The organism is Frankia sp. Cppng1_Ct_nod (assembly GCF_920656135.1).
Taxonomy (GTDB): Bacteria; Actinomycetota; Actinomycetes; order Frankiales; family Frankiaceae; genus Protofrankia; species Protofrankia meridionalis.
Genome location: NZ_CAKKTK010000007.1, coordinates 1 through 18,947, shown reverse-complemented (window position 1 = coordinate 18,947; position 18,947 = coordinate 1). Strand labels below are relative to the sequence as shown.

Annotated in this window: 15 protein-coding genes; 9 read left to right on the top strand and 6 right to left on the bottom strand. The window is 69.6% G+C overall.

All coding sequences use genetic code 11. The features are described from left to right. Positions 1-262: 262 nt before the first annotated feature. The 4 genes from NBW77_RS03725 to NBW77_RS03710 all read right to left on the bottom strand — a co-directional run bounded on the left by NBW77_RS03725 (position 263) and on the right by NBW77_RS03710 (position 3,863). Positions 263-745 carry a hypothetical protein gene (locus NBW77_RS03725; protein WP_131746334.1) on the bottom strand — a complete coding sequence of 161 codons (483 nt, stop codon included), beginning with the start codon at positions 743-745 and terminating at the stop codon, positions 263-265. After that, a complete protein-coding gene (locus NBW77_RS03720; protein ID WP_165486002.1) occupies positions 693-1,478 on the bottom strand; it encodes a helix-turn-helix domain-containing protein in 786 nt (261 codons plus the stop codon). The genes NBW77_RS03725 and NBW77_RS03720 overlap by 53 nt, the downstream gene beginning before the upstream one ends. A gap of 55 nt (positions 1,479-1,533) precedes the next feature. Next, positions 1,534-2,349, bottom strand: a complete 816-nt coding sequence (locus NBW77_RS03715) for an NAD-dependent epimerase/dehydratase family protein (protein ID WP_131746332.1) — start codon at positions 2,347-2,349, stop codon at positions 1,534-1,536. Between the two features lie 209 nt (positions 2,350-2,558). Further along, a complete protein-coding gene (locus NBW77_RS03710; protein ID WP_131746331.1) occupies positions 2,559-3,863 on the bottom strand; it encodes a nucleotide sugar dehydrogenase in 1,305 nt (434 codons plus the stop codon). A gap of 251 nt (positions 3,864-4,114) precedes the next feature. Between NBW77_RS03710 and NBW77_RS03705 the strand changes: the two genes are divergently transcribed. Together NBW77_RS03705 and NBW77_RS03700 are read left to right on the top strand one after the other, a co-directional pair. Further along, complete coding sequence (locus NBW77_RS03705; protein ID WP_242605749.1) at positions 4,115-5,200, top strand: MraY family glycosyltransferase; 1,086 nt, start codon at positions 4,115-4,117, stop codon at positions 5,198-5,200. After that, positions 5,200-5,457 carry an arsenate reductase/protein-tyrosine-phosphatase family protein gene (locus NBW77_RS03700; RefSeq protein ID WP_242605752.1) on the top strand — a complete coding sequence of 86 codons (258 nt, stop codon included), beginning with the start codon at positions 5,200-5,202 and terminating at the stop codon, positions 5,455-5,457. The genes NBW77_RS03705 and NBW77_RS03700 overlap by 1 nt, the downstream gene beginning before the upstream one ends. Before the next feature lie 358 nt (positions 5,458-5,815). On the opposite strand, the gene NBW77_RS03695 is transcribed toward NBW77_RS03700, so the two are convergent. Continuing rightward, positions 5,816-7,534, bottom strand: a complete 1,719-nt coding sequence (locus NBW77_RS03695) for a putative bifunctional diguanylate cyclase/phosphodiesterase (RefSeq protein WP_250279279.1) — start codon at positions 7,532-7,534, stop codon at positions 5,816-5,818. Positions 7,535-7,979: 445 nt separating this feature from the next. Beyond that, a complete protein-coding gene (gene wecB / locus NBW77_RS03690) occupies positions 7,980-9,266 on the bottom strand; it encodes a non-hydrolyzing UDP-N-acetylglucosamine 2-epimerase (RefSeq protein ID WP_284346882.1) in 1,287 nt (428 codons plus the stop codon). A gap of 232 nt (positions 9,267-9,498) precedes the next feature. Between wecB and NBW77_RS03685 the strand changes: the two genes are divergently transcribed. The 7 genes from NBW77_RS03685 to NBW77_RS03655 all read left to right on the top strand — a co-directional run. After that, complete coding sequence (locus NBW77_RS03685) at positions 9,499-10,857, top strand: glycosyltransferase family 4 protein (RefSeq protein ID WP_207386946.1); 1,359 nt, start codon at positions 9,499-9,501, stop codon at positions 10,855-10,857. After that, the gene (locus NBW77_RS03680) at positions 10,854-11,723 is read left to right on the top strand and encodes an SDR family oxidoreductase (RefSeq protein ID WP_131746328.1); all 870 of its coding nucleotides are present in this window, start codon (positions 10,854-10,856) and stop codon (positions 11,721-11,723) included. Before NBW77_RS03685 ends, NBW77_RS03680 begins: the two co-directional genes overlap by 4 nt. Next, positions 11,720-13,741 (top strand): heparinase II/III domain-containing protein, encoded by a 2,022-nt coding sequence (locus NBW77_RS03675; protein ID WP_250279278.1) that lies wholly within the window; start codon positions 11,720-11,722, stop codon positions 13,739-13,741. Before NBW77_RS03680 ends, NBW77_RS03675 begins: the two co-directional genes overlap by 4 nt. Further along, complete coding sequence (locus tag NBW77_RS03670; protein ID WP_250279297.1) at positions 13,738-16,002, top strand: bi-domain-containing oxidoreductase; 2,265 nt, start codon at positions 13,738-13,740, stop codon at positions 16,000-16,002. The genes NBW77_RS03675 and NBW77_RS03670 overlap by 4 nt, the downstream gene beginning before the upstream one ends. Then, on the top strand, positions 15,999-17,327 hold the full coding sequence (locus tag NBW77_RS03665) for a lipopolysaccharide biosynthesis protein (RefSeq protein WP_131746327.1): 1,329 nt from the start codon (positions 15,999-16,001) through the stop codon (positions 17,325-17,327). The genes NBW77_RS03670 and NBW77_RS03665 overlap by 4 nt, the downstream gene beginning before the upstream one ends. A 135-nt stretch (positions 17,328-17,462) precedes the next feature. Continuing rightward, a complete protein-coding gene (locus tag NBW77_RS03660) occupies positions 17,463-18,302 on the top strand; it encodes a TylF/MycF family methyltransferase (protein ID WP_131746326.1) in 840 nt (279 codons plus the stop codon). A 357-nt stretch (positions 18,303-18,659) separates the two neighbouring features. Then, on the top strand, positions 18,660-18,947 hold a 288-nt coding region (locus NBW77_RS03655), incomplete at its 3' end, for a transposase (RefSeq protein ID WP_502799432.1).

Genomic DNA, 18,947 nt, shown 5'->3' with positions numbered 1-18,947 from the left:
GATTCCGCCTCGCCCCAGGCAAGGTTCTCGGAGAAGGGGACCAGAGATCGACGCACAGTCGTGTCGCTTCCTCGTGGACGGTGCCCGCGGGTTGCCCGGTAGGTGTCCGTAGGGCAGAGGGCCACATCGACACGCTCCCGCCTGAGGCGGAATGTGACGATGCGGTTGTTCACCGCAACCGAGGATGGCCTGATCTCAGTAGCGGAAGTGACACAAGTTGTGTCACTTCCGCTACTTGACGGCGCGTGAGAGATCTGGGCGACTACAGATCGCTGCCGACCCAGCCGACCAGCTGGGCGAGTGGTTCGTTGGAGCGGTGATGCAGGCGGATGAGCATCCGCACCACCTCGCGGGTGGTCGGATGGTGTCGTGTCTGCTGAGGAGCAAGCTTGCGGGCGGTATACAGGCAGCGAAGAGCAGCATCTTTGTCGTTCGCCCACAGATACGCACGAGACAGGTCAATGAAGTGGTGACCGGCCCGGATCTTCGGCAGGTCCGGAGGAAGCCTCAACCCGTCCGCGCGAGCAATGGCCGCGGGCCCATCCCCCAGCTCGACCTCAGCGGCGACCTCATGGACACCGGTGTTCGCCGGCCCGAAGGCAAGCTGGTGCCACCCGCCGTCGCCGTCCTGTCCGTCCAGATGCCCGATGATCGTTCGAGCTTCCGCAAGATGCTCGTGTGCCCCGTCAGCGTCACCGCCACGCGCGGCCAGGATCGCGGAACGCAGATGCAGCGCCCCGGCCATCTGCAGCGCGTCGCGACCACCACTCTGAATTACCCGGGTCAATGTCGGTCTGGACGCGGTCGAGCAACTGCCGTCCGATGTCGTACGACCCTGCCTGCAGCATCGATGTGGTGCGGGTCCAGGCCGCGAGAGCAATCATGAGTGGATCGGACGAACCCGCCGCCGCCCAGCTGATGCGATCCTCCACAACCGTGGACAGGTCCTCGTAGCCCGTCTTGTATGTGACGCTGTGAGCCGCGAACAGCAGCACCGTCAGCAGGCCGAAGATCTGCTCACGCTGTGATCCGTCGGCCGCGTGTACTGCGGCGGTCGTTTCGGTCAACAGATCGGGTAGTGCCGCTGCCAACCGGGTGTGGTGCGCCGTTCGCCGAAGCTGGGCGGCCATCTCCACATCCGCGGCGAGCTCAGGCAGCGGACGTGGGGAAATGCCATGCGGTGGCAGGTCCCAGTACGTGAGCGCCCGACGCAGCGCAGGAATATGAGTGTGGATCGGATCCCTACGGCGTCCAGCTTGATCGTAGGGCTGGCCGGTCAGTGCTGTGACGTCAATCGCGAGGACCCGGGCTGTGTCCGCTACAAGTGCAGGGGTGGTGTCCCTGCTCCCTTGCTCCACTTTTCGCAGCAGGGAAACACTGACGCGAATGCGGTCCGCGAGCTGCTGCTGGCTCAGTCCGGCAGCCTTACGTGCGTCCGCGATCCGCTCACCGATGCTGCGTGCGCCGTCGTTGCTCAAAGCACCGCCCCCGATGACGTTGGGCTTTCTCGTGTAGAAGCGTACGTGCTACGGGTTACCGGAGCTTGTTATCCGCGACGAAGCTTGCCGTGGCAGATGCCAGATCTTCTCCGGCGAGTTCGTCCAGGAGCCCGCATGTCCGGGCCGCGGTAGCGTTGATCTGGAAGCTGCACGGGTCGGGATTGCCGTCACTCTCGACCGAGACGCCGAACAGATCAGCCGCCGACCGTGCGGCCTGGCCGAAGGTCAGGTTGGCCGACGCCACGTTGAACAGCCCCGTGACCCGGTGGCTGGCGGCCCGCCACAGGGCGCGCGCGGCCTGGTCGCGGTGCAGCCAGCCACGCCAGTGCGCAGGTTCGGGTACGGCCACGGTCCCGTGGCCGGCGGCCTGGGTCACCCACTTTTCGATCCGGTCCTTCCGGACGCCGCGGTCGTCGATCCCGTACAGGGCGCCGAGCCGCAGCACACACCAGGACCGTCCGGACGTGATGAGCGTCTGCTCGCAGCCGGCCTTCAGCCGGGCATGCGTCGTCAGCAGTTGGACGGGTTCATTCTCGCCGCACAGGTCATCGTGCCGTGCGCCGTAGACCGTGCACGTCGACACGGACACCACATGGGCCTCCGGCGAAGCGACCGCGAGCAGCTCGTCGAGACGTTGCGGCTCGGCATGTTTGACCCCGTCCAGCAGCCACACCACCGAGCACGGCCCGGACGACTCGACATGGTCGAGAAACTCCTGCCAGGCCAGCGACGGCACTCCACGGCGGCTATCGCCCGCCCAGCTGACCACGACGACCCCGCCCCGGCCAGCTTCTGTGACGACCCGGCTGCCGACATAGCCATGCCCGCCCACGACGTAAACCTCGTTCATTGGCCCATCCTGTCCCGCCTCGACGCCGACGGGATCCCGTTGGCGTCAGCCAGGGGCAGGTAGCGGGCTGCGCCAGCCGCCGGCTGCCGATGGCGCGTTCGAGGCGGCCATCACCAAGATGACCGCAACGGTCCACCGGCAGCCGGTCAGCAAAATCCTTCCAACAGGATGATCCAGGGGTGCGTGCCCGATGCCCCCGCCCGATGCCCTCAGAGGAGTTCGATATCGGGTCCGACCGGCGTCACGTCGTCATGCTGCCCGCAACGTTGGGTTGGCAGCCAGCAGCGCGTGTCGAGGACGGCACGTGCGCTACGCGCCACCATGTCCCGCTGGAACACGTCGTGATCGACCAGGACGACCACCAGGTCGGCGGCGGCGATCTCCGCCGCGTCTGCCTCGACGATGGCCACGCCCGTGGGCAGGCACGAGCTGTCGACATGCGGGTCCGCGGCCCGCACGTCCGCGCCGAGACCGGCCAGCAGACCCGCGACCCGGACGGCCGAGGACTCCCGCGCGTCACCGGTGTTCTTCTTGTAGGCCAGCCCCAGCAGGAGGATGCGGCTGCCGTTCACCGCCATCCGGCGTCGGTTGAGCATCTCGACGATCCGGCGCACCACATGATCGGGCATGTTGTCGTTGACATCGTTGGCAAGTTCGACGAAGCGGAAACTGCGGCCGAGGCTACGCCGCACCCGCCACGACAGGTAGGACGGATCGATGGGCAGGCAGTGCCCGCCGACCCCCGGGCCCGGGCTGAACCGCATGAAGCCGAACGGTTTGGTCGACGCGGCCTCGATCGCCTCCCACACGTCGACGCCCAGTTCGTGGGCGAACATTGCCAACTCGTTGACCAACGCGATGTTGACGTGCCGGAAAGTGTTCTCCAGCAGTTTGGTCAACTCCGCCGTGCGGACGGAGCGGACCGGAACGGTCCGGTCGACGATGGTGTCGTAAAACGACCGCACGGCCTCCAGCGACCGGCCGTCGATCCCGGAGACGACCTTCGGCGTGTTGCGCAGATTCCAGGTCGGGTTACCCGGGTCAATCCGTTCGGGCGAATAGCCGAGGAAGAACGACTCCCCCGCGATCAGCCCCGACGACTCCTCCAGCAGCGGCCCGAACAGCTCGTCGGTCGTCCCGGGGTAGGTGGTGGACTCCAGGATCACGGTCGCCCCGGGCCGCAGCCACGGGCCCAGGCTGCGGCCGGCGCTCTCGATGTAGGAGAGATCCGGGATGCCCTCCCGTAGCGGTGTCGGAACCGTCACCACCGCTATGTCGAACCCGACCGCGTCCTCGTAACTGGATGACGCCAGGTAGTGGCCACCGTCAAGGGCGGCGCCGACCACCGCGTCCGGGATGTCCTCCACGTAGGACTCGCCGATCCCGAGCCGCTTGACCCTTGTCTCGTCCACCTCGATCCCGACGACCGTCCAGCCGACATCAACCGCCCGCATCGCGAGCGGCAGCCCGACGTAGCCCTGTCCGACCACAACCAACTTTCCGCAACACTCCATACTCAGAGAGTGACATCTCGGGTGCATGTCGGACCGGAGGCCGCCGCGCGTGTCGCGCGGACGCGGCCCGCGACACCCACTGCGACGTCCACCGTGCCACCCGCAGCGCAAGGAGCGCACTCCGGCGGCATCGGGCGCGCCACGACCGATGAGTACACCACCGGTAGTAGCATTTCGTCACTCAGAGTAATTCTCTTGCTACTGCATGCGAGCGGAACCCCCTAGAAAACCCAGGACCGATGGAGGACCACGTGGTGCTCTCGGCAGTGATCGCACTTCTGGTAACCGCGATCACGACACCAACCGTGATCCGCGGGATGCGGCGCCTGGCCGCGGTGGACACGGTGACCGAACGGTCATCACACCGGATACCGACATATCGCGGCGGCGGGGTCGCCGTCGTCCTCGGCCTGTTCGCGGGGATGCTGGTGCCCGCCGTCCGCCCGGGTGCGGACGCGTCGGCCGAGCTGCTCATCCTGATCCTCGCGGTCGCGCTGTTCGGTCTTCTCGGCCTTGCCGAGGACATCCACGGCATTGCCGCGCTGCGCCGGCTCGGCCTGCAGATGGTTGCGGCAGCAGGGATCCTCACGGCATGGATCGTTGCCACCCACCCTGATCTACCGGTCCAGGCTGTGCCGTTCGCCGCCGCCGTGGCACTGGTATGGATCACGGGGTTCACCAACGCGTTCAACTTCATGGACGGCATCAACGGGATCTCCACCGGCCAGACCCTCGTAGCCGGGGTGGCCTTCGCCGTCATCGGGCAGCGCAGCGGTCTGGAGGCCCTGAGCTACGGCGGCGCGGCGGCGGTCGGGGCCGCGCTCGGCTTCGGCCCCTACAACTTCCCGCGGGCCAGGATCTTCCTCGGTGACGTGGGGAGTTACGCCCTCGGCGCGCTGATCGCCACACTTGCCCTGATCGCGGTTGGGCACGGCGTCCGCCCCGACACCGTGGCCGCGCCGCTGCTGGTCTACCTCGCGGACACTTCCTTCACCCTGGTACGTCGGGTCCGCGCCGGTCAGGTCTGGTGCGAACCGCACCGCTCCCATGTGTACCAGCTGCTCACCGTGTCAGGCTGGTCGCACACCCGCGCCGCATTCCTGGTCTCCTCGGTGACCGCCACAACCGCCGTCCTCGGACTCGTGGCCTACAGCGCCTCGCTGCCGGTGCGGTTGGCGAGCGACGCGCTCGCCGTCGCGGTCGTGTGCTGTTACCTTGCGCTACCCCGATATCTCACTGTGCCCGGCCGGGACGGGAGCTCGACGGCCCGTCCCACCGTGGCGGCAGGGCCGCGCACAGGCGGTCAGACCGACCCCCTCCGACACCCAGCAGCGTGATGACCCCCGACCGCAGAGCCGGCGGGCCCGCCGTGCCGGCGACCACCGTCGACACGGCGGGACGATGGCAGGTGCTCATGGTCTGCACGGGCAACCTGTGCCGCTCACCGATGGCCCAGTACCTTGCCGCCGCGGCGTTACGGACCGACCAGGATCCGGCCGCGCAGTGGGTGACCATCATCAGCGCGGGAGCACACGCCTCCGAGGGTTCCCCATGCACCCCCACGCGGCCGTGGTGCTGGCCGAACGCGGCCTGAATCCACGGGGTTTCGCCGGGCGCCGCCTCGACACCACTATGATCAACAATGCGGGCCTGGTGCTGTGCGCGCAGCGTGAACACCGCACCGCGGTCGTCACGATGGTGCCGAAGGCTGTCCGCCGCACCTTCACCCTGCGGGAGCTCGCCCGGCTGACCGCCGGCATGAAACCCGCCGACATCATGGCTACCGGCCGGACGACCGGCGACCCCAGCGTGGCCGACCGCGGCGTGCGGTACGGAGAAGCCCTGGCCGCCTGTGCGGTGGGACGCCGGGGCCGGACGCTGCCCGGGCATCCCACCGACGACGACATCATCGACCCGCTCGGTGGATCGGTCGAGGCGTTCCGCCGATGCGATCAACGACGCGTTGGCCCGGCCGTTGGAGTTGCTGACCCGCGCCGTACACGTGACCGGTTGACAGCTCCGCTCCCCGGACCCGACGCATGGCCGGTTGTCACAGCACCGGTTGTCGCAATCCTGGTTACTGCGATGGCGGTTGCGGGATCGCTACCGCGGCCCGTTCCCGTCCCGATCCCGAACCGGTGCGGCCCGCACTGCCGCGTGCGACCGGCCCACTGCCGCAGCCACGGCAGCATCTGGTCGCCGGCCATCGGACGTGAGACGAAGTAGCCCTGCACCTCGTCGCATCCCCAGGCGGCCAGGAGCTCCCAGACCCGGGCCGTTTCGACGCCTTCGACCACCATCCGCAACCCCAGGGTGTGCGCCAGGGCGATCGTAGAGCGGACTATCTCGGCGGCGGCCGGGTCCGACCCGATGTCCCGGAGGAAGGCCCGGTCGAGTTTGAGCTCGTCGGCGGGAAGCTCCCGCAGGTAGGCGAGAGAGCAGTAGCCGGAGCCGTAGTCGTCGAGACTGATCCGCACTCCGAGCGCGCGCAGCTCGTGGAGTGTCTGCCGTGCGAGTTCCCGCCGTGTCATCAGGGAGTCCTCGGTGATCTCCACGCACAGCGCGGCCGGGGGCAGGCCTGTTGCGGCAAGGACCGCACGGATCTCGGGCACGAGACCGGGATCGACGATCATGGAGGCGGGTACGTTCACCGAAACCGACAGCCCGGCTCCGGCCGCCCGCCAGCGCGCACAGTCGGCCACGGCGGTGGCGAGAACGAGCCGGGTCAGTTGCGGCATCAGACCGGCCGATTCCATCTCCGGCAGAAAGACGTCAGGCGGGCGGACGCCGTCGACGGGATGCCGCCAGCGCACGAGCGCCTCCACTCCGGTGACCCGACCGGTATGCAGCTCCGCCTTGGGCTGGTAACGCAGTTCGAGCTGCCCGGCCTGCACACACGTTCGCAGTTCGGTGCGCAGCCGCAACCGGGCCGGGCTGGGCCGCAGGCAGCCAGTGTCGTAGACGCGGTAACCCGTACGGGACTTCTTTGCCTCGCGCAGGGCCGAAGCGGCGTTGCGCAGGAGTTCGTCGACGTCCCGACCGTGCTCGAAAGCAATCGCGATACCGATGCTCGCCTCGACCGCCACCTGCATACCCGCCAACAGCACCGGGGCATGCAGAGCGTCCCGGAAACGCGTGACGACGGCACCTGCGCTTTCGTCGTCCACATTGCGCAGCATCATCGCGAACTCGTCCCCGCCGATCCGCGCGAGCAGGTCACCGGGCCTCCCTACCGCGTCGAGACGCCGGCCCACCTCGACCAGCAGGCGATCCCCCCGTTCGTGGCCGAGCCCTCCGTTGACCTCGTTGAAACAGTCGAGGTCGATCAGCATCAACGCGCCGGCCCCGCGGGATGTCCACCCGCCCTCCGCCGGTGGGCATCCCACCTCCGCGAGAAAGCGTGCGGCCCGGTCGAGGAATCCGTGCCGGTCGGCCAGGCCGGTCAGCGGATCGACACCGGCTGCTCCCGGACCGGTCGCCCCGGTGCCGGCGATTCCGGTGTCGGCGCGCCCCGGCCGGGCCGACCGCGGCGCCGGAACGAGCCGGGCGATCAGGAGGGCAACCACCAGGCAGGTCAGGACGCCCAGCCATCGTCCAGGCCCGCCACGCAGGGCCGCGCCGACCAGAAACGTAGCTGCAGCCGCCCCGGCGAGTACCGGGACTCCCGGCATGCTCCATCCACCCGCCGTGCCGCCGTGCCGCCGGAGCCGGCCGGGCGCGAACAGCGTCACCATCGGGCTGGAGGGCCAAAGGCGGCGCGATCATGGTCTCCGCGCGCCGCCGGAGGCCGAAGTCCCCGAACTGCTAACGGTGTTGGTGCGGACTCCCGGCCGCTATGACTACCACTCTTGACAGGCATCAATTCCCCCGAAATACGGATTTGCTGGAGTACGCGACATGCACGGTCCGAGAGTAACGCGCGGGACGCGCCCAGTATGCAGGGCTTCGAAACCCGCGGACGGTCCGTTCCTGCCTGCTATCAGGAGAATCCTGGGTATCCGCGCGATGCTGCGTCCACATCATCTTCAACGCCCACAATGTGGTCTGCCTTAAGGGCAACAATGTGGTCCGCTCCAGGGGAGACAATGTAGTCCGCATCAAAAGGTGAAAAAGTTGTTATGACACGGCCCACCGGGAAACCGCGTCACGGCCGGCCGGCGCAGGGAGCGCCGGCGCAGGGACCTCCGGTACAGGATCGGTCGGTACAAGATCGGTCGGTCGGCGGCCGGGATGCCCGTACCCCCCGGCCAGGAGTATCTCGGCGATCCGCGCGCCCGCCCGGCCGTCCCACAGGGCTGGCCGCCGGGGCGATGGGGGATCGTCGAGCACCCGACACGCCGCCTCGACGATCCGTGCGGGTTCGGTGCCGACGATCTCGTTGGTACCTTCGGCAACAGTTACAGCGCGTTCAGTAGTCGTCCGCAGTGTCAGACATGGCACGCCCAGCACGGTCGTCTCTTCCTGGACCCCACCGGAGTCGGTCATGACGAGCCGTGCGCCGGCCTGCAGGGCGAGGAAGTCGAGGTAGCCGGCCGGCGGCAGCATCGTCACCCCTGCCGGTAGCTGCCCGTCGAGGCGTGCCCGGGTCCGGGGATGGACGGGGAACACCAGCGGACAGTACGCGGCCACGGCCCCGAGCGCGCCGAGCAGCCCGGCGAGCACGCCGGGATCGTCGACGTTGGACGGGCGGTGCAGCGTGACGAGTCCGTATCCACCGGATGTGAGTCCGAGCCTGGGCAGGGTGTGCCCGGACCGCGCCCGCTCGATGTTCGCGAGCAGGGTGTCGGCCATGACGTTGCCGACGAGATGGATCTGGTCCGGCCGGTAGCCCTCACCGCGCAGGTTCACCACGGCTTCCGGGGAGGTCGCGAACAGCAGGTCCGCGACCCGGTCGGCGACGACCCGGTTCACCTCCTCGGGCATGGACCAGTCCCGGCTGCGCAGCCCCGCTTCGACATGGGCGAGTGCGATGCCGGACTTGGCCGTGACCAGTGCACAGGCCAGCGTGGAGTTGACGTCGCCGACCACCACGACAACGTCCGGGCGGACCCGCTCGAGCAGGGGCTCGAAGGCGGTCATGACCCCGGCGGTCTGAGCGGCATGGCTACCCGAACCGATGTCGAGGAAGTGGTCCGGGGCGGGCAGGCCGAGATCGTCGAAGAACACGCCGCTCATCGCACTGTCGTAGTGCTGCCCGGTATGGACGAGCGTGGCCCGCGCGCCGCGGGCCGTGACCGCGGCGAGAACGGGGGCGACCTTCATGAAATTGGGCCGCGCACCGGCGACGAAGAGCACATGCACGACGGACTCCCTGGAATGGTCCTTGACCTGATCGGCGAGCCGGTTGTTCACCTGGCTGGCGTTGCCGGACGGGGTTTCTGCCGCCGCGCCCGACGCGTACATACGGATCGTATCCAGATGGCTACGCTAAGCTGTGCCACGCTGGCCGATCGTCACACGCGCCATCTCCCGTCCGTCATCGGTCGCCCGGCACCCCGTACCCGTGCCCGTCCGCTGTGCCGGTGTTCCCCATGCCGGTGTTCCGTGTCCGCCTTCCCGTGTCCGCCTTCCCGCGCCGAGGAGACAACCGTGCCGTCCCTTCCCGTCGTCGTGCGTGTGCAGTCGAGGTAGCCCGGTGGCTCCGCAACGCCTGCGCGTCCTGCTGATCACCCATTACTTCCCGCCCGAGGTCGGCGCCCCGCAGGCCCGGCTCGCGGAGACGGCACGGGCATGGGCGGCGGCCGGCCTCGACGTGACGGTCCTGACCGGCATGCCCAACCACCCGACCGGCGTGATCCCACCGGAGTACCGGGGTGCGTGGCGTCGCATCGAGCACCGTGACGGCTACCGCGTGGTACGGACGTGGCTGTACGCGACCCCGAACGAGGGTGTGGCCCGCCGGGGGCTCGGCCACCTCTCCTTCATGGTCACCAGCGTGCTGCTCGGCGCGAGGCGGGCCGGCCCGGCCGACGTCGTCGTCGTCTCCTCGCCGACCTTCTTCCCCCTCGCCTCGGCCTGGCTGCTGGCACGGATCCGCCGCGCGCGCCTCGTGGTCGAGGTCCGCGACCTGTGGCCAGCGATCTTCGTCCAGCTCGGCGTCCTGACCGACCGGCGTGTCATCGCCGCACTCGAACGCCTGGAGCTGGCCGCCTACCGGGCCGCCGACGCCGTGGTCACCGTGACCGACGGTTTCCGGGACGACATCGTCCGGCGTGGAATACCCGCGCGGAAGGTCCACACCATCCACAACGGGGCCGATCTTCGGCGCTTCGGCCCGTCCGGCCCGCCGTCACCGTCGCTGCGCGCCCGGCTGGGAGCAGGACCCGGCGACACCCTCGTGGTCTACATAGGCGCCCACGGCATCTCGCAGGGCCTGGGTTCGGTGGTGGAGGCCGCGGACGCCCTCGCCGGGGAGCCGGTGCACGTCGCGTTCGTCGGCGAGGGAGCCGAACGCCGACGGCTCGCCGACCGGGTGGCCGAACTCGGCCTCACCAACGTCACGATGCTGCCGGCGGTGAGCCGCGACGAGGTACCGGACGTCATCGCCGCGGCCGACATCTGCCTGGTGCCGCTGCGGAACGTGCCCCTGTTCACGACCTTCATCCCCTCGAAGATGTTCGAGCTGCTGGCCGCCGGTCGGCCGGTCATCGGCGCGCTCGCCGGCGAGGCCGCCCGGATCCTCACCGAGGCGGGAGGCGTCGTCGTCCCGCCCGAACACCCGGACGACCTCGCCGACGCCATCCGCCGCCTGGCTGCGGACCCGGCGAGGCGGGAGGCCATGGGCCGCGCGGGACGCGCCCACGTAGAGGCGCGCTTCGACCGCGAGGTGCTAGCCCGGCGCTACCACGCCCTCCTCGGGGAGGTGACGGGCCGCACGGTCGCCGTCCCCCGGCAACGGCCGGCCGGCCCATCGGACACGTCCAGCGCTCCCGGGACGTCGAGCGCCGGGCCCGGGGCCGCTGCCGTCGTCGCCGAGCACCTGGAGAACGCATGAGGCTGCTGGTGACGGGAGGGACGGGGTTCCTCGGACGCCGCGTCGTCGATCTCGCGATCAACGAGGGTCATCAGGTGGTCGGTCTCGCCCGCAGCGCCACGGCGGCCCGGACCCTCGAACGCGCGGGGGCCGGGACAGTACCGGGTGATCTCGACGATGCCGCCTCGGTGGACGCTGCGTTCCGGGCCGCGAAGGGCGACGCGCTGGTCAACATCGCCTCTCTCGGGTTCGGGCACGCGGACGTGATCGTCCCGGCAGCCGAGGCCGCGGGGTTGCAACGTGCGGTCTTCATCTCCACCACCGCGATATTCACGACGCTGCCCGCCCAGACGAAGCGGATCCGTACACAGGCCGAGGCGCTGATCACCGGAAGTGGGCTCGCCTGGACCATCCTGCGGCCGACAATGATCTACGGAGGAACGGGCGACCGCAACATGGCACGGCTGCTGGCCATCCTGCGCCGGGTCCCGCTGCTGGCGCTACCAGGCGGCGGCGGCCGGCTCCAGCAACCTGTCCACGTCGACGACCTCGCCTCGGCCGTGCTGGAGGCGGTACGGCGGGACGCGGCCATCGGCCGTGCGTACAACATCGCCGGCCCCGAACCGCTGACCTTCCGGAAAATCGTCGAGGACGCCGGAGCGGCGGTCGGTCGCCGGGTCGTCACCGTGCCGCTCCCGCTGCGGACCACCCTCGCCGTCGCGCGGGGGTACGAAAGACTCGCGACCCGCCCAAGGCTGCGCGCCGAGCAGATCGCCCGGCTCGCCGAGGACAAGGCCTTCCCCATCGACGACGCGGCCACCGACCTCGGCTTCGCCCCGCGGCCGTTCCGCGAGGGCATCCGGCAGGAAGCGGAACTACTGGTATGACGGATCCGCGCCAGGAGCCGCCCGGTGCCCGCCCCGCCGTCGCCGGCACGACCGTCGCCGTCCCCACAGCCCTCCCCGCCGGCCCGGTGGTTCCAGCCGCCATCCCCGCCGTGGTGACCGTCCCCGCTGGCATGCGGGTGGCCCGCTACCTGCGCACCGTCGGACACCTCGAGCCGGGGCAGGTCGCGGCCCGGGTCCGCCTGCGGGCCCAGCGGACGCTCGCCGCACGGATACCCCGGACGGCCGACCGGCTGCTGGACCTCGCCGCCCCGGCGGTCGGCAGCTGGCCGCGCCCGTTCGTCCCGTTCGACGGACGCCACACGGCAGGCCTGCCGGACCCGGCCGAGATCCTGGACGGATCGCTGACCCTGCTCGGCCACACCCGCCGGCTGTATCGACCCGGGGAAGACCCGCGGGTAGCCGACTGGACGCAGGCGGACGCTCCGTTGTTGTGGCGCTACCACCTGCACTACTGGGACTGGGCCTGGGCGCTGACGGCCCACCCCGACCGCGCCGGGGCCCGGGCGGCGTTCGCCCGGCTCTACCCGTCCTGGCGGGCCGCCACGGCGGCTCCCCGCGGCACCGCGTGGTCCCCCTACGTGGTTTCGCTGCGCGCCTGGACGCTGTGCGGGCTGTTCGAGCCGCTGCTACACGGCGGTGAGGTCGCCCGATCCGTGCGCACGGACCTCGGCCGGCACGAGGCCTTCCTGCGTCTGCATCTGGAGACCGACGTCGGGGGCAACCATCTCGTCAAGAACCTCAAGGCCCTGGTCGGCCTCGCGATCGCCGCTGGGGACACCGGGGACACCGGGAGATGTCACCGGTGGGTCGACATGCTGCGCGCCGAAGTCCGCCGCCAGGTACTGACCGACGGTGGTCACTTCGAACGGGCGCCCGCCTACCACTGCCAGGTACTCGCCGACCTCGGCGACGTGGCCGGCCTCCTGTCCGCGGCGGGTGTGCCGGTGCCGGACGAACTGCCGGACGCGATCACCCGGATGCGTCACTGGTTGCGTGCGGTTCTCGGACCGGACGGCAACGTGCCCCTGCTCGGTGACGGCTACCCGGTCCCCGCCGAGGTCGTCAACGATCTGCTGCCCGCCGCAACCGCCGCCGGTAGGAGGGCACCGGCTGCGGCCGGGGCCGCGACGGGGTCGCGGCTGCTCGCCGACACCGGCCTCGCAGTCCTGCGTGCGGGCCGTTGGCAGCTGCTCGCCGACGTCGGCCCCCCCTGCCCGGACACCCTCCCCGCGCACGCCCATGCCGACACGCTGGCCTTCCTGCTCTGGTGGGACGGCACCCCGGTGATCGTCGACACCGCTACCTCCACCTACGAGCCGGGCCCGGTCCGGGACGTCGAGCGTTCCACCGCGGCACACGCGACGGTCGTCCTCGACGGCGTCGACTCGACCGAGGTCTGGGGCGCGTTCCGGGCCGGGCGGCGGGCCCGCCCGACCACCGTCCAGATGGCGGTGGACGAGCGCGGTGCCGCGCTCACCGCGTCCCACGACGGCTACCGGCACCTGCCGGGACGCCCGGTGCACGAACGCCGTTTCCGGGTCTCGGCCGACCGGGTACGCGTCGACGACCGGATACGCGGTACGGGACCGCACCGGGTGGAGGTCCACTTCCCGCTCGCCCCCGACACCGAAGCGGTCGTGGACGACCCGGCACGCACCGTCCGGATCCGCGCCGCCACCGGCGGGGAGATCCTCCTGCGCTCCCGGGTCCGGACCCCCGGCGATGGCGATGGCGGCGGTGGTGGCTGCGGCGATGCGGACGCCGGTAGCCGCGTGGGTGTCACGGCCGGCCGCTGGGATGTCCGCCCGGCGCGGCGGGCTGTCGGATGGCGGCGCACCGTGCCGGCGCTCACCGCCGTGTACGTCGTCGACGCCAGGCTACCGATAGAGATCAACACGGACATCGGAGCCGTCCGCCGGAAAAGAAACAGGCGTGTCGGTGAACAGGTCGGCCGCCGGACGAACCAACCGCAGGCCGAGGAGATAGGATGGATATGAAGCAGGTGGTACAGGCCGTCCGGGGTGGCGCGGTCGAGGTTCTCGACGTCCCCACCCCACGGATCGGCCCCACCGAGGTACTGGTCCGTACCGTGGCGAGCGTCGTCTCCCCCGGCACCGAACGGGCGGTCACGGCACTCGCCCGCTCAGGGCTGGTGGCGAAGGCCCGGGCACGTCCCGACCTGGTCCGGCAGGTGGCGCGCAAGGCCCGCGCGGACGGGATCGCCACCGCGGCCCGGGCTGTCCGGACGCGCCTGGGCGGGGACGTGCCACTCGGGTACAGCGCCGCCGGTGTCGTCGTCGAGGTCGGCGGGATGGTCCACGGCATCACGGCCGGGCAGCTGGTCGCGACCGGCGGGGCGGGATGGGCCAACCACGCCGAGGCGCAGGCGGTGCCCGGCCTGCTGTGCGCGCCGGTTCCCGCCGGGGTCCCGGCCGCCGACGCAGCTTTCGCCACGGTGGCTTCGATCGCGCTGCACGGCCTGCGCCTGGCCGATGTCGGGCCGGGCGCGAAGGTGCTGGTGGCAGGGCTCGGCCTGGTCGGGCAACTTGCCGCCCGGATCGCGCTGGCCAGCGGGTGCGACGTGGCGGGCATCGACATCGCCGACCTGCCACTGGCCGCCGCCGGCCGGGCCGGCGTCCGGGGGCTGCGCGAGCGGGGCGAGGCAACCACCGCCGAGGTGGCGGAGTGGACCCGCGGCCGGGGAGCGGACGCGGTCCTCGTCTGTGCCGCCGCACGGACGTCGGATCTGATGGCCCGGGTTCCGGCACGCTGCCGGGACCGCGCCACGGTCGTCATCGTCGGGGACGTGGGACTCGACCTGGACCGCACGCCGTTCTACGAGCGGGAGCTGTCGGTGCGGTTCGCCCGCTCCTACGGGCCTGGCCGCTACGAGCGGGCCTACGAGGACTGGGGGGTGGACTACCCGGCCGGCCAGGTCCGCTGGACCGAAGGGCGCAACCTGGAGGCCGTCCTCGACCTGCTGGCCGCCGACCGCCTGCGGGTCGCCGACCTGGTGACGCACAGTTTCGCCATCGACGACGCGGCCGCCGCCTACACGCTGATCGAAGACGGGCACGAGCCGTACCTGGCCATCCGTTTCGACTATGACGCGTCCCGCGCGCTCGCCGAGGAGATCACGCTTCCCGCCGCCCGGCAGGGGGCGCTCCCGTGGGCGGCGCGCCTGGCCCAGGCAGGACGCCCGGGTATCCCGGCGGCGGGCGTGGTGGTGCCCCGGCAGCGGCGGGCCACGGGCGGCGGCGGGGCGGGCGCGCCCGGCACAGGCGGCGGCATCGGCTGGATAGGCGCCGGGGCCTTCTCCTCGACAGTGCTGCTGCCCGCCTTCCGCGCCGCGGGCTTCGAGCGCTTCGTCACGGTGAGCTCCGCCGGCGGCCTGTCGGCCAGGCGGTTCGGCGAGCGCGCCGGTTTCGCCAAGGTCGCGAGCGGAGCGGACGCCGTCATCGACGATCCAGACGTGGACGCGGTGGTCATCGCGACCCCGCACGACACCCACGCCGACCTGGTCGTCCGCGCTCTGGAGGCCGGCAGGCACGTCTGGTGCGAGAAGCCCCTCGCGCTGTCCTTCGACGAGCTGGACGCGGTCGGGACGGCTGCCCGTCGCAGCGACCGGGTCCTGTTCGTCGGCTTCAACCGCCGGTGGTCACCGGCGGCCCGGCTCGCCCGTGAACACCTCGACGCACGCACCGCTCCATTGACCCTGATCTACCGGGTCGCGGCCGGCCCGGTGCCCGACGGGCACTGGTACGCGGACCGGCGGCAGGGTGGGCGGCTGCTCGGGGAGGTATGCCACTTCGTCGACACCTGCGTGTTCCTCAACCCGTCCGAGGTGGTGTCGGTGCGGGCGCACCCGGCCGGCGGCAGGGGCGCGCTGCTTGCCGACGACGTGACGGTCGTGCTCGGGCACGCCGACGGCTCGACGTCGGTCGTCGTCTACTCCTCCGCCCGCCCGCCCGGCGTCGGCAAGGAACATCTGGAGGCGCTCGCCGGTGATCTCCATGTCGTTCTCGACGATTTCCGGGAACTGACCGTCGGTGGCCGCACCGTCTGGCGCGGACGCCAGGACAAGGGACACACGGCGGCCGTCGCCGAATTCCGCCGGCGTATCCGGGAGGCCGACAGCGCGGCCGAGCACCTCTTCGGACTGGAATCCTCCGCCCACGTCCTCGCGGCGGCTGCGACAGCAACCGCCAACTCCCGGCCGGAACCTGTGGACGGCGACATCGACGGCACCGCGGCGTGACAGCGCAGAGCACGGATGCCGACCAGAGCACAGCTGATGCGGTAGCGCTCCCCCGCGTTCGGCGGCGTGCCCGACACCGGAAGCCACGGGGTCGGGCCGTACCGTCGGGGATCGCCGTCGCCGCGGGCAACGCCTCGGGAATCGTCCTCGGAATGGCCTCGGGGATCATCACTGCCCGGGTCCTCGGGCCAACCGACCGGGGGGAGTTCGTGGCCACCCAGACGATCTCGAGCGTCGTCGGGGTAGTGCTCACCCTTGGTGTCACGCAGGCCGTGGTCATCGACCGCGGTACCGACGACGATCTCATCGGTCCGCTGCTGGCACAGGTCACAACGGTGGCGCTCGCAGGAACCGCGCTGTTCGGATTGCTCGCCGCCACCCGGACCCAACCATGGCTGAACGTGCCGGCAGTACTCGGAGCCACAGCAGCCACGACGGGCACGGTATGCGCATCCCTGGCGTCCGGCATGGCGCAGCGCCGGTCGCGGATGACCGGCGAGTTTCAGATCGTGCGGCTGCTGCCCCTGCTCGGGGGCCTGCTTCTGCTGAGCATAGCCTGGTCCACAGGCACACGTAACATCGGTATCTGGATTCTCTGCTCGGGAGCAGGGATTCTGATCCCTGCCGTTGGAGTGCTTGTGTGGACTCTCGGCGGCAAGCCGGGACTCCGCAGAATACATCGCCTCGTCCCGTCACGGGCACTTACGCGCGGTGCGCTCGCAGCATTACCCACGGCCGTCGGAGCACAGGTGATCTACCGGCTCGACTCCGTGGTTATCGCTATATCCCTACCCACCGCCAGCGTCGCGTTCTACGGCATCGCGGCCACCGCAAGTCTCGCGTGCACGGCACTCGGCCAAGCCGTCGGGATGGTCGCCTTCAGCCGATTGCGCGGTGCCAACGGCCCAGAGCACCAACGCATACTGGTCCGTCGCGGAGTCCAGTGGGCGCTGACCATCGCTGCCGGCGTCGCCATACCGATCGCAGTCCTAGCACCCAGGCTGATCAAGTTCGGTTATGGTCGGGACTTCCTACCCGCTACAGGCCCCACCAGAATCCTCGTTCTCGCAGCAATCCCGTTGTCCGCCGACTACCTGTTGATCCACGCCCTGCTCAGCCTGGCGGGCCAGCGCAGCGTGTACCTGACACAAGCGATGGTCGGAGCCCTGACCATTGGGGGCCTGTGGGTCACCGTGCCGACAGAGAACCTCGCGCTCATCGCCACCGCATCGGTGGTCGCCTATACCCTGTCCGCGGCACTGCTATTCAGTGCGGTGCTGCGACGAACAGCACCCGTCCGCGCCGCATCGGCAAAGCAGGCGTGAACAACACCTGGTTGTCATTGAAAGCACCACACCGGCGTCATGGAAATCCGGAGTTGTGTCGAGCACCTTTGGGACAATTTCAGCGGGGAGATAGATCCATGAATCCACGACGGCGCAGCCAAGGAGAAAAGATAAATGAACATTTCTGCAGGCCCGATCACCATGGCAGCCAGCGCTCCAGAGGACATCGGCGAACGGTACATCGATCTACTGAAGCAGGTTCTTTCCTTCTCGTTGTGGGACGGCCGGGACGGTACGGTCTGGCGCGGGAGAAAGGGCGCCCAGATTCTGCGACGGCTCCTCGAGTACTATAATCTGTCAATAACAAGAATGACATCTTCAGAAATTCGCCAGAACGGACAGGACTGGCCCCGACTGGCACACACCATGGTGGGCATGAAACGCCTGAACAACCTACATGAATGTATCGATACTATCCTCGATGATCAAATTCCAGGCGATCTAATCGAAACAGGTGTCTGGCGCGGCGGCTCGTGCATCCTGATGCGCGGAATACTGGCAGCCCGCGGAATCACCGATCGCAGGGTCTGGGTTGCGGACTCGTTCTCGGGGCTGCCTGTGCCCGATCCCGAGCGCTATCCCGCGGACGCCGGTGACGGACACCACACGGTCTCCGACCTCGTCGTCCCACTGGTAGAGGTCAAGGAGAACTTTCGCCGCTACGGACTGCTCGACGCCCAGGTCAGTTTCCTGCCCGGCTGGTTCTCCGAGACGCTGCCGGGTGCGCCGATCGAGCGACTCGCCCTCATGCGCCTGGACGGCGACATGTACTCAAGCACGATCGAGGCGCTGACCGCGCTCTACCCCAAACTTTCAGAGGGCGGTTTCTGTATCATCGACGACTACGGAGCGGTCGAGGGCTGCCGAAGTGCGGTCGAGGACTTTCGATCGGCCAACGGAATCGACGCTCCGATCACCCGGATCGATACCTGCGGCGCTTTCTGGCGCCGGTAACTCTCGAGTCGAAAGGTTGGTTCGCCCGGGACAGCCGGAACGGGGTCGTGAGGCTGTTCCGGGCGGACCGCGAGAACAGTGCGCGGTCCGGCCAAAATGTAGGGTAGGCGGCTGGCCCGGTGGCACCCTGGCTGTAGGCGTTGGTCCGGTGCCTTTGTCCGTGTGGTTTCCCGCCCGTTTTTCATCCCGGCACGCCATGGCGGTGCTCCGTCTCCAGCTGGTAAGCATCGGTGGTTTGTTGTGATCGATTGATTACGTAATGGATGACCAAGGAATTCCCGGCTGTGCCGGGTAGAGGAAGGGGAGGTCCAGTGGCTGCAGTGGTTTCTGTCGGAGTCTCCGTAGGACCACAAAAAGATCAACAGTCGGCGGATCGAACTGCTGCGGGCAGAGCCGGCCACCGCGCCGCACCCGGGCGGGGTGCTGATCCTGGACGATTCCGGGGACCGTAAGAGCGGGCATGCCACCGCGGGGGTGTCCCGCCAGTACATCGGTTCCCGCGGCGGGGTCGAGCGTGGCCTTGTCGCGGTGTCTGGGAATGTCAAGCCGATCGGGTTCTGGCGACGATCACGTGATGGCCTGGTCCGGGAGTTGTCTGATCAGTACACGCTTGCGAAGCAGGTCGAAGTTCGCGCATCCGTACAG

Coding starts and splice junctions, on each gene's coding strand:
- NBW77_RS03725 (WP_131746334.1), bottom strand. CDS start 745: ATGGCCGGGGCGCTGCATCTGCGTTCCGCGATCCTGGCCGCGCGTGGC.
- NBW77_RS03715 (WP_131746332.1), bottom strand. CDS start 2,349: ATGAACGAGGTTTACGTCGTGGGCGGGCATGGCTATGTCGGCAGCCGG.
- NBW77_RS03710 (WP_131746331.1), bottom strand. CDS start 3,863: ATGGAGTGTTGCGGAAAGTTGGTTGTGGTCGGACAGGGCTACGTCGGG.
- NBW77_RS03700 (WP_242605752.1), top strand. CDS start 5,200: ATGACCCCCGACCGCAGAGCCGGCGGGCCCGCCGTGCCGGCGACCACC.
- NBW77_RS03695 (WP_250279279.1), bottom strand. CDS start 7,534: ATGCCGGGAGTCCCGGTACTCGCCGGGGCGGCTGCAGCTACGTTTCTG.
- wecB (WP_284346882.1), bottom strand. CDS start 9,266: ATGTACGCGTCGGGCGCGGCGGCAGAAACCCCGTCCGGCAACGCCAGC.
- NBW77_RS03680 (WP_131746328.1), top strand. CDS start 10,854: ATGAGGCTGCTGGTGACGGGAGGGACGGGGTTCCTCGGACGCCGCGTC.
- NBW77_RS03675 (WP_250279278.1), top strand. CDS start 11,720: ATGACGGATCCGCGCCAGGAGCCGCCCGGTGCCCGCCCCGCCGTCGCC.
- NBW77_RS03670 (WP_250279297.1), top strand. CDS start 13,738: ATGAAGCAGGTGGTACAGGCCGTCCGGGGTGGCGCGGTCGAGGTTCTC.
- NBW77_RS03660 (WP_131746326.1), top strand. CDS start 17,463: ATGAACATTTCTGCAGGCCCGATCACCATGGCAGCCAGCGCTCCAGAG.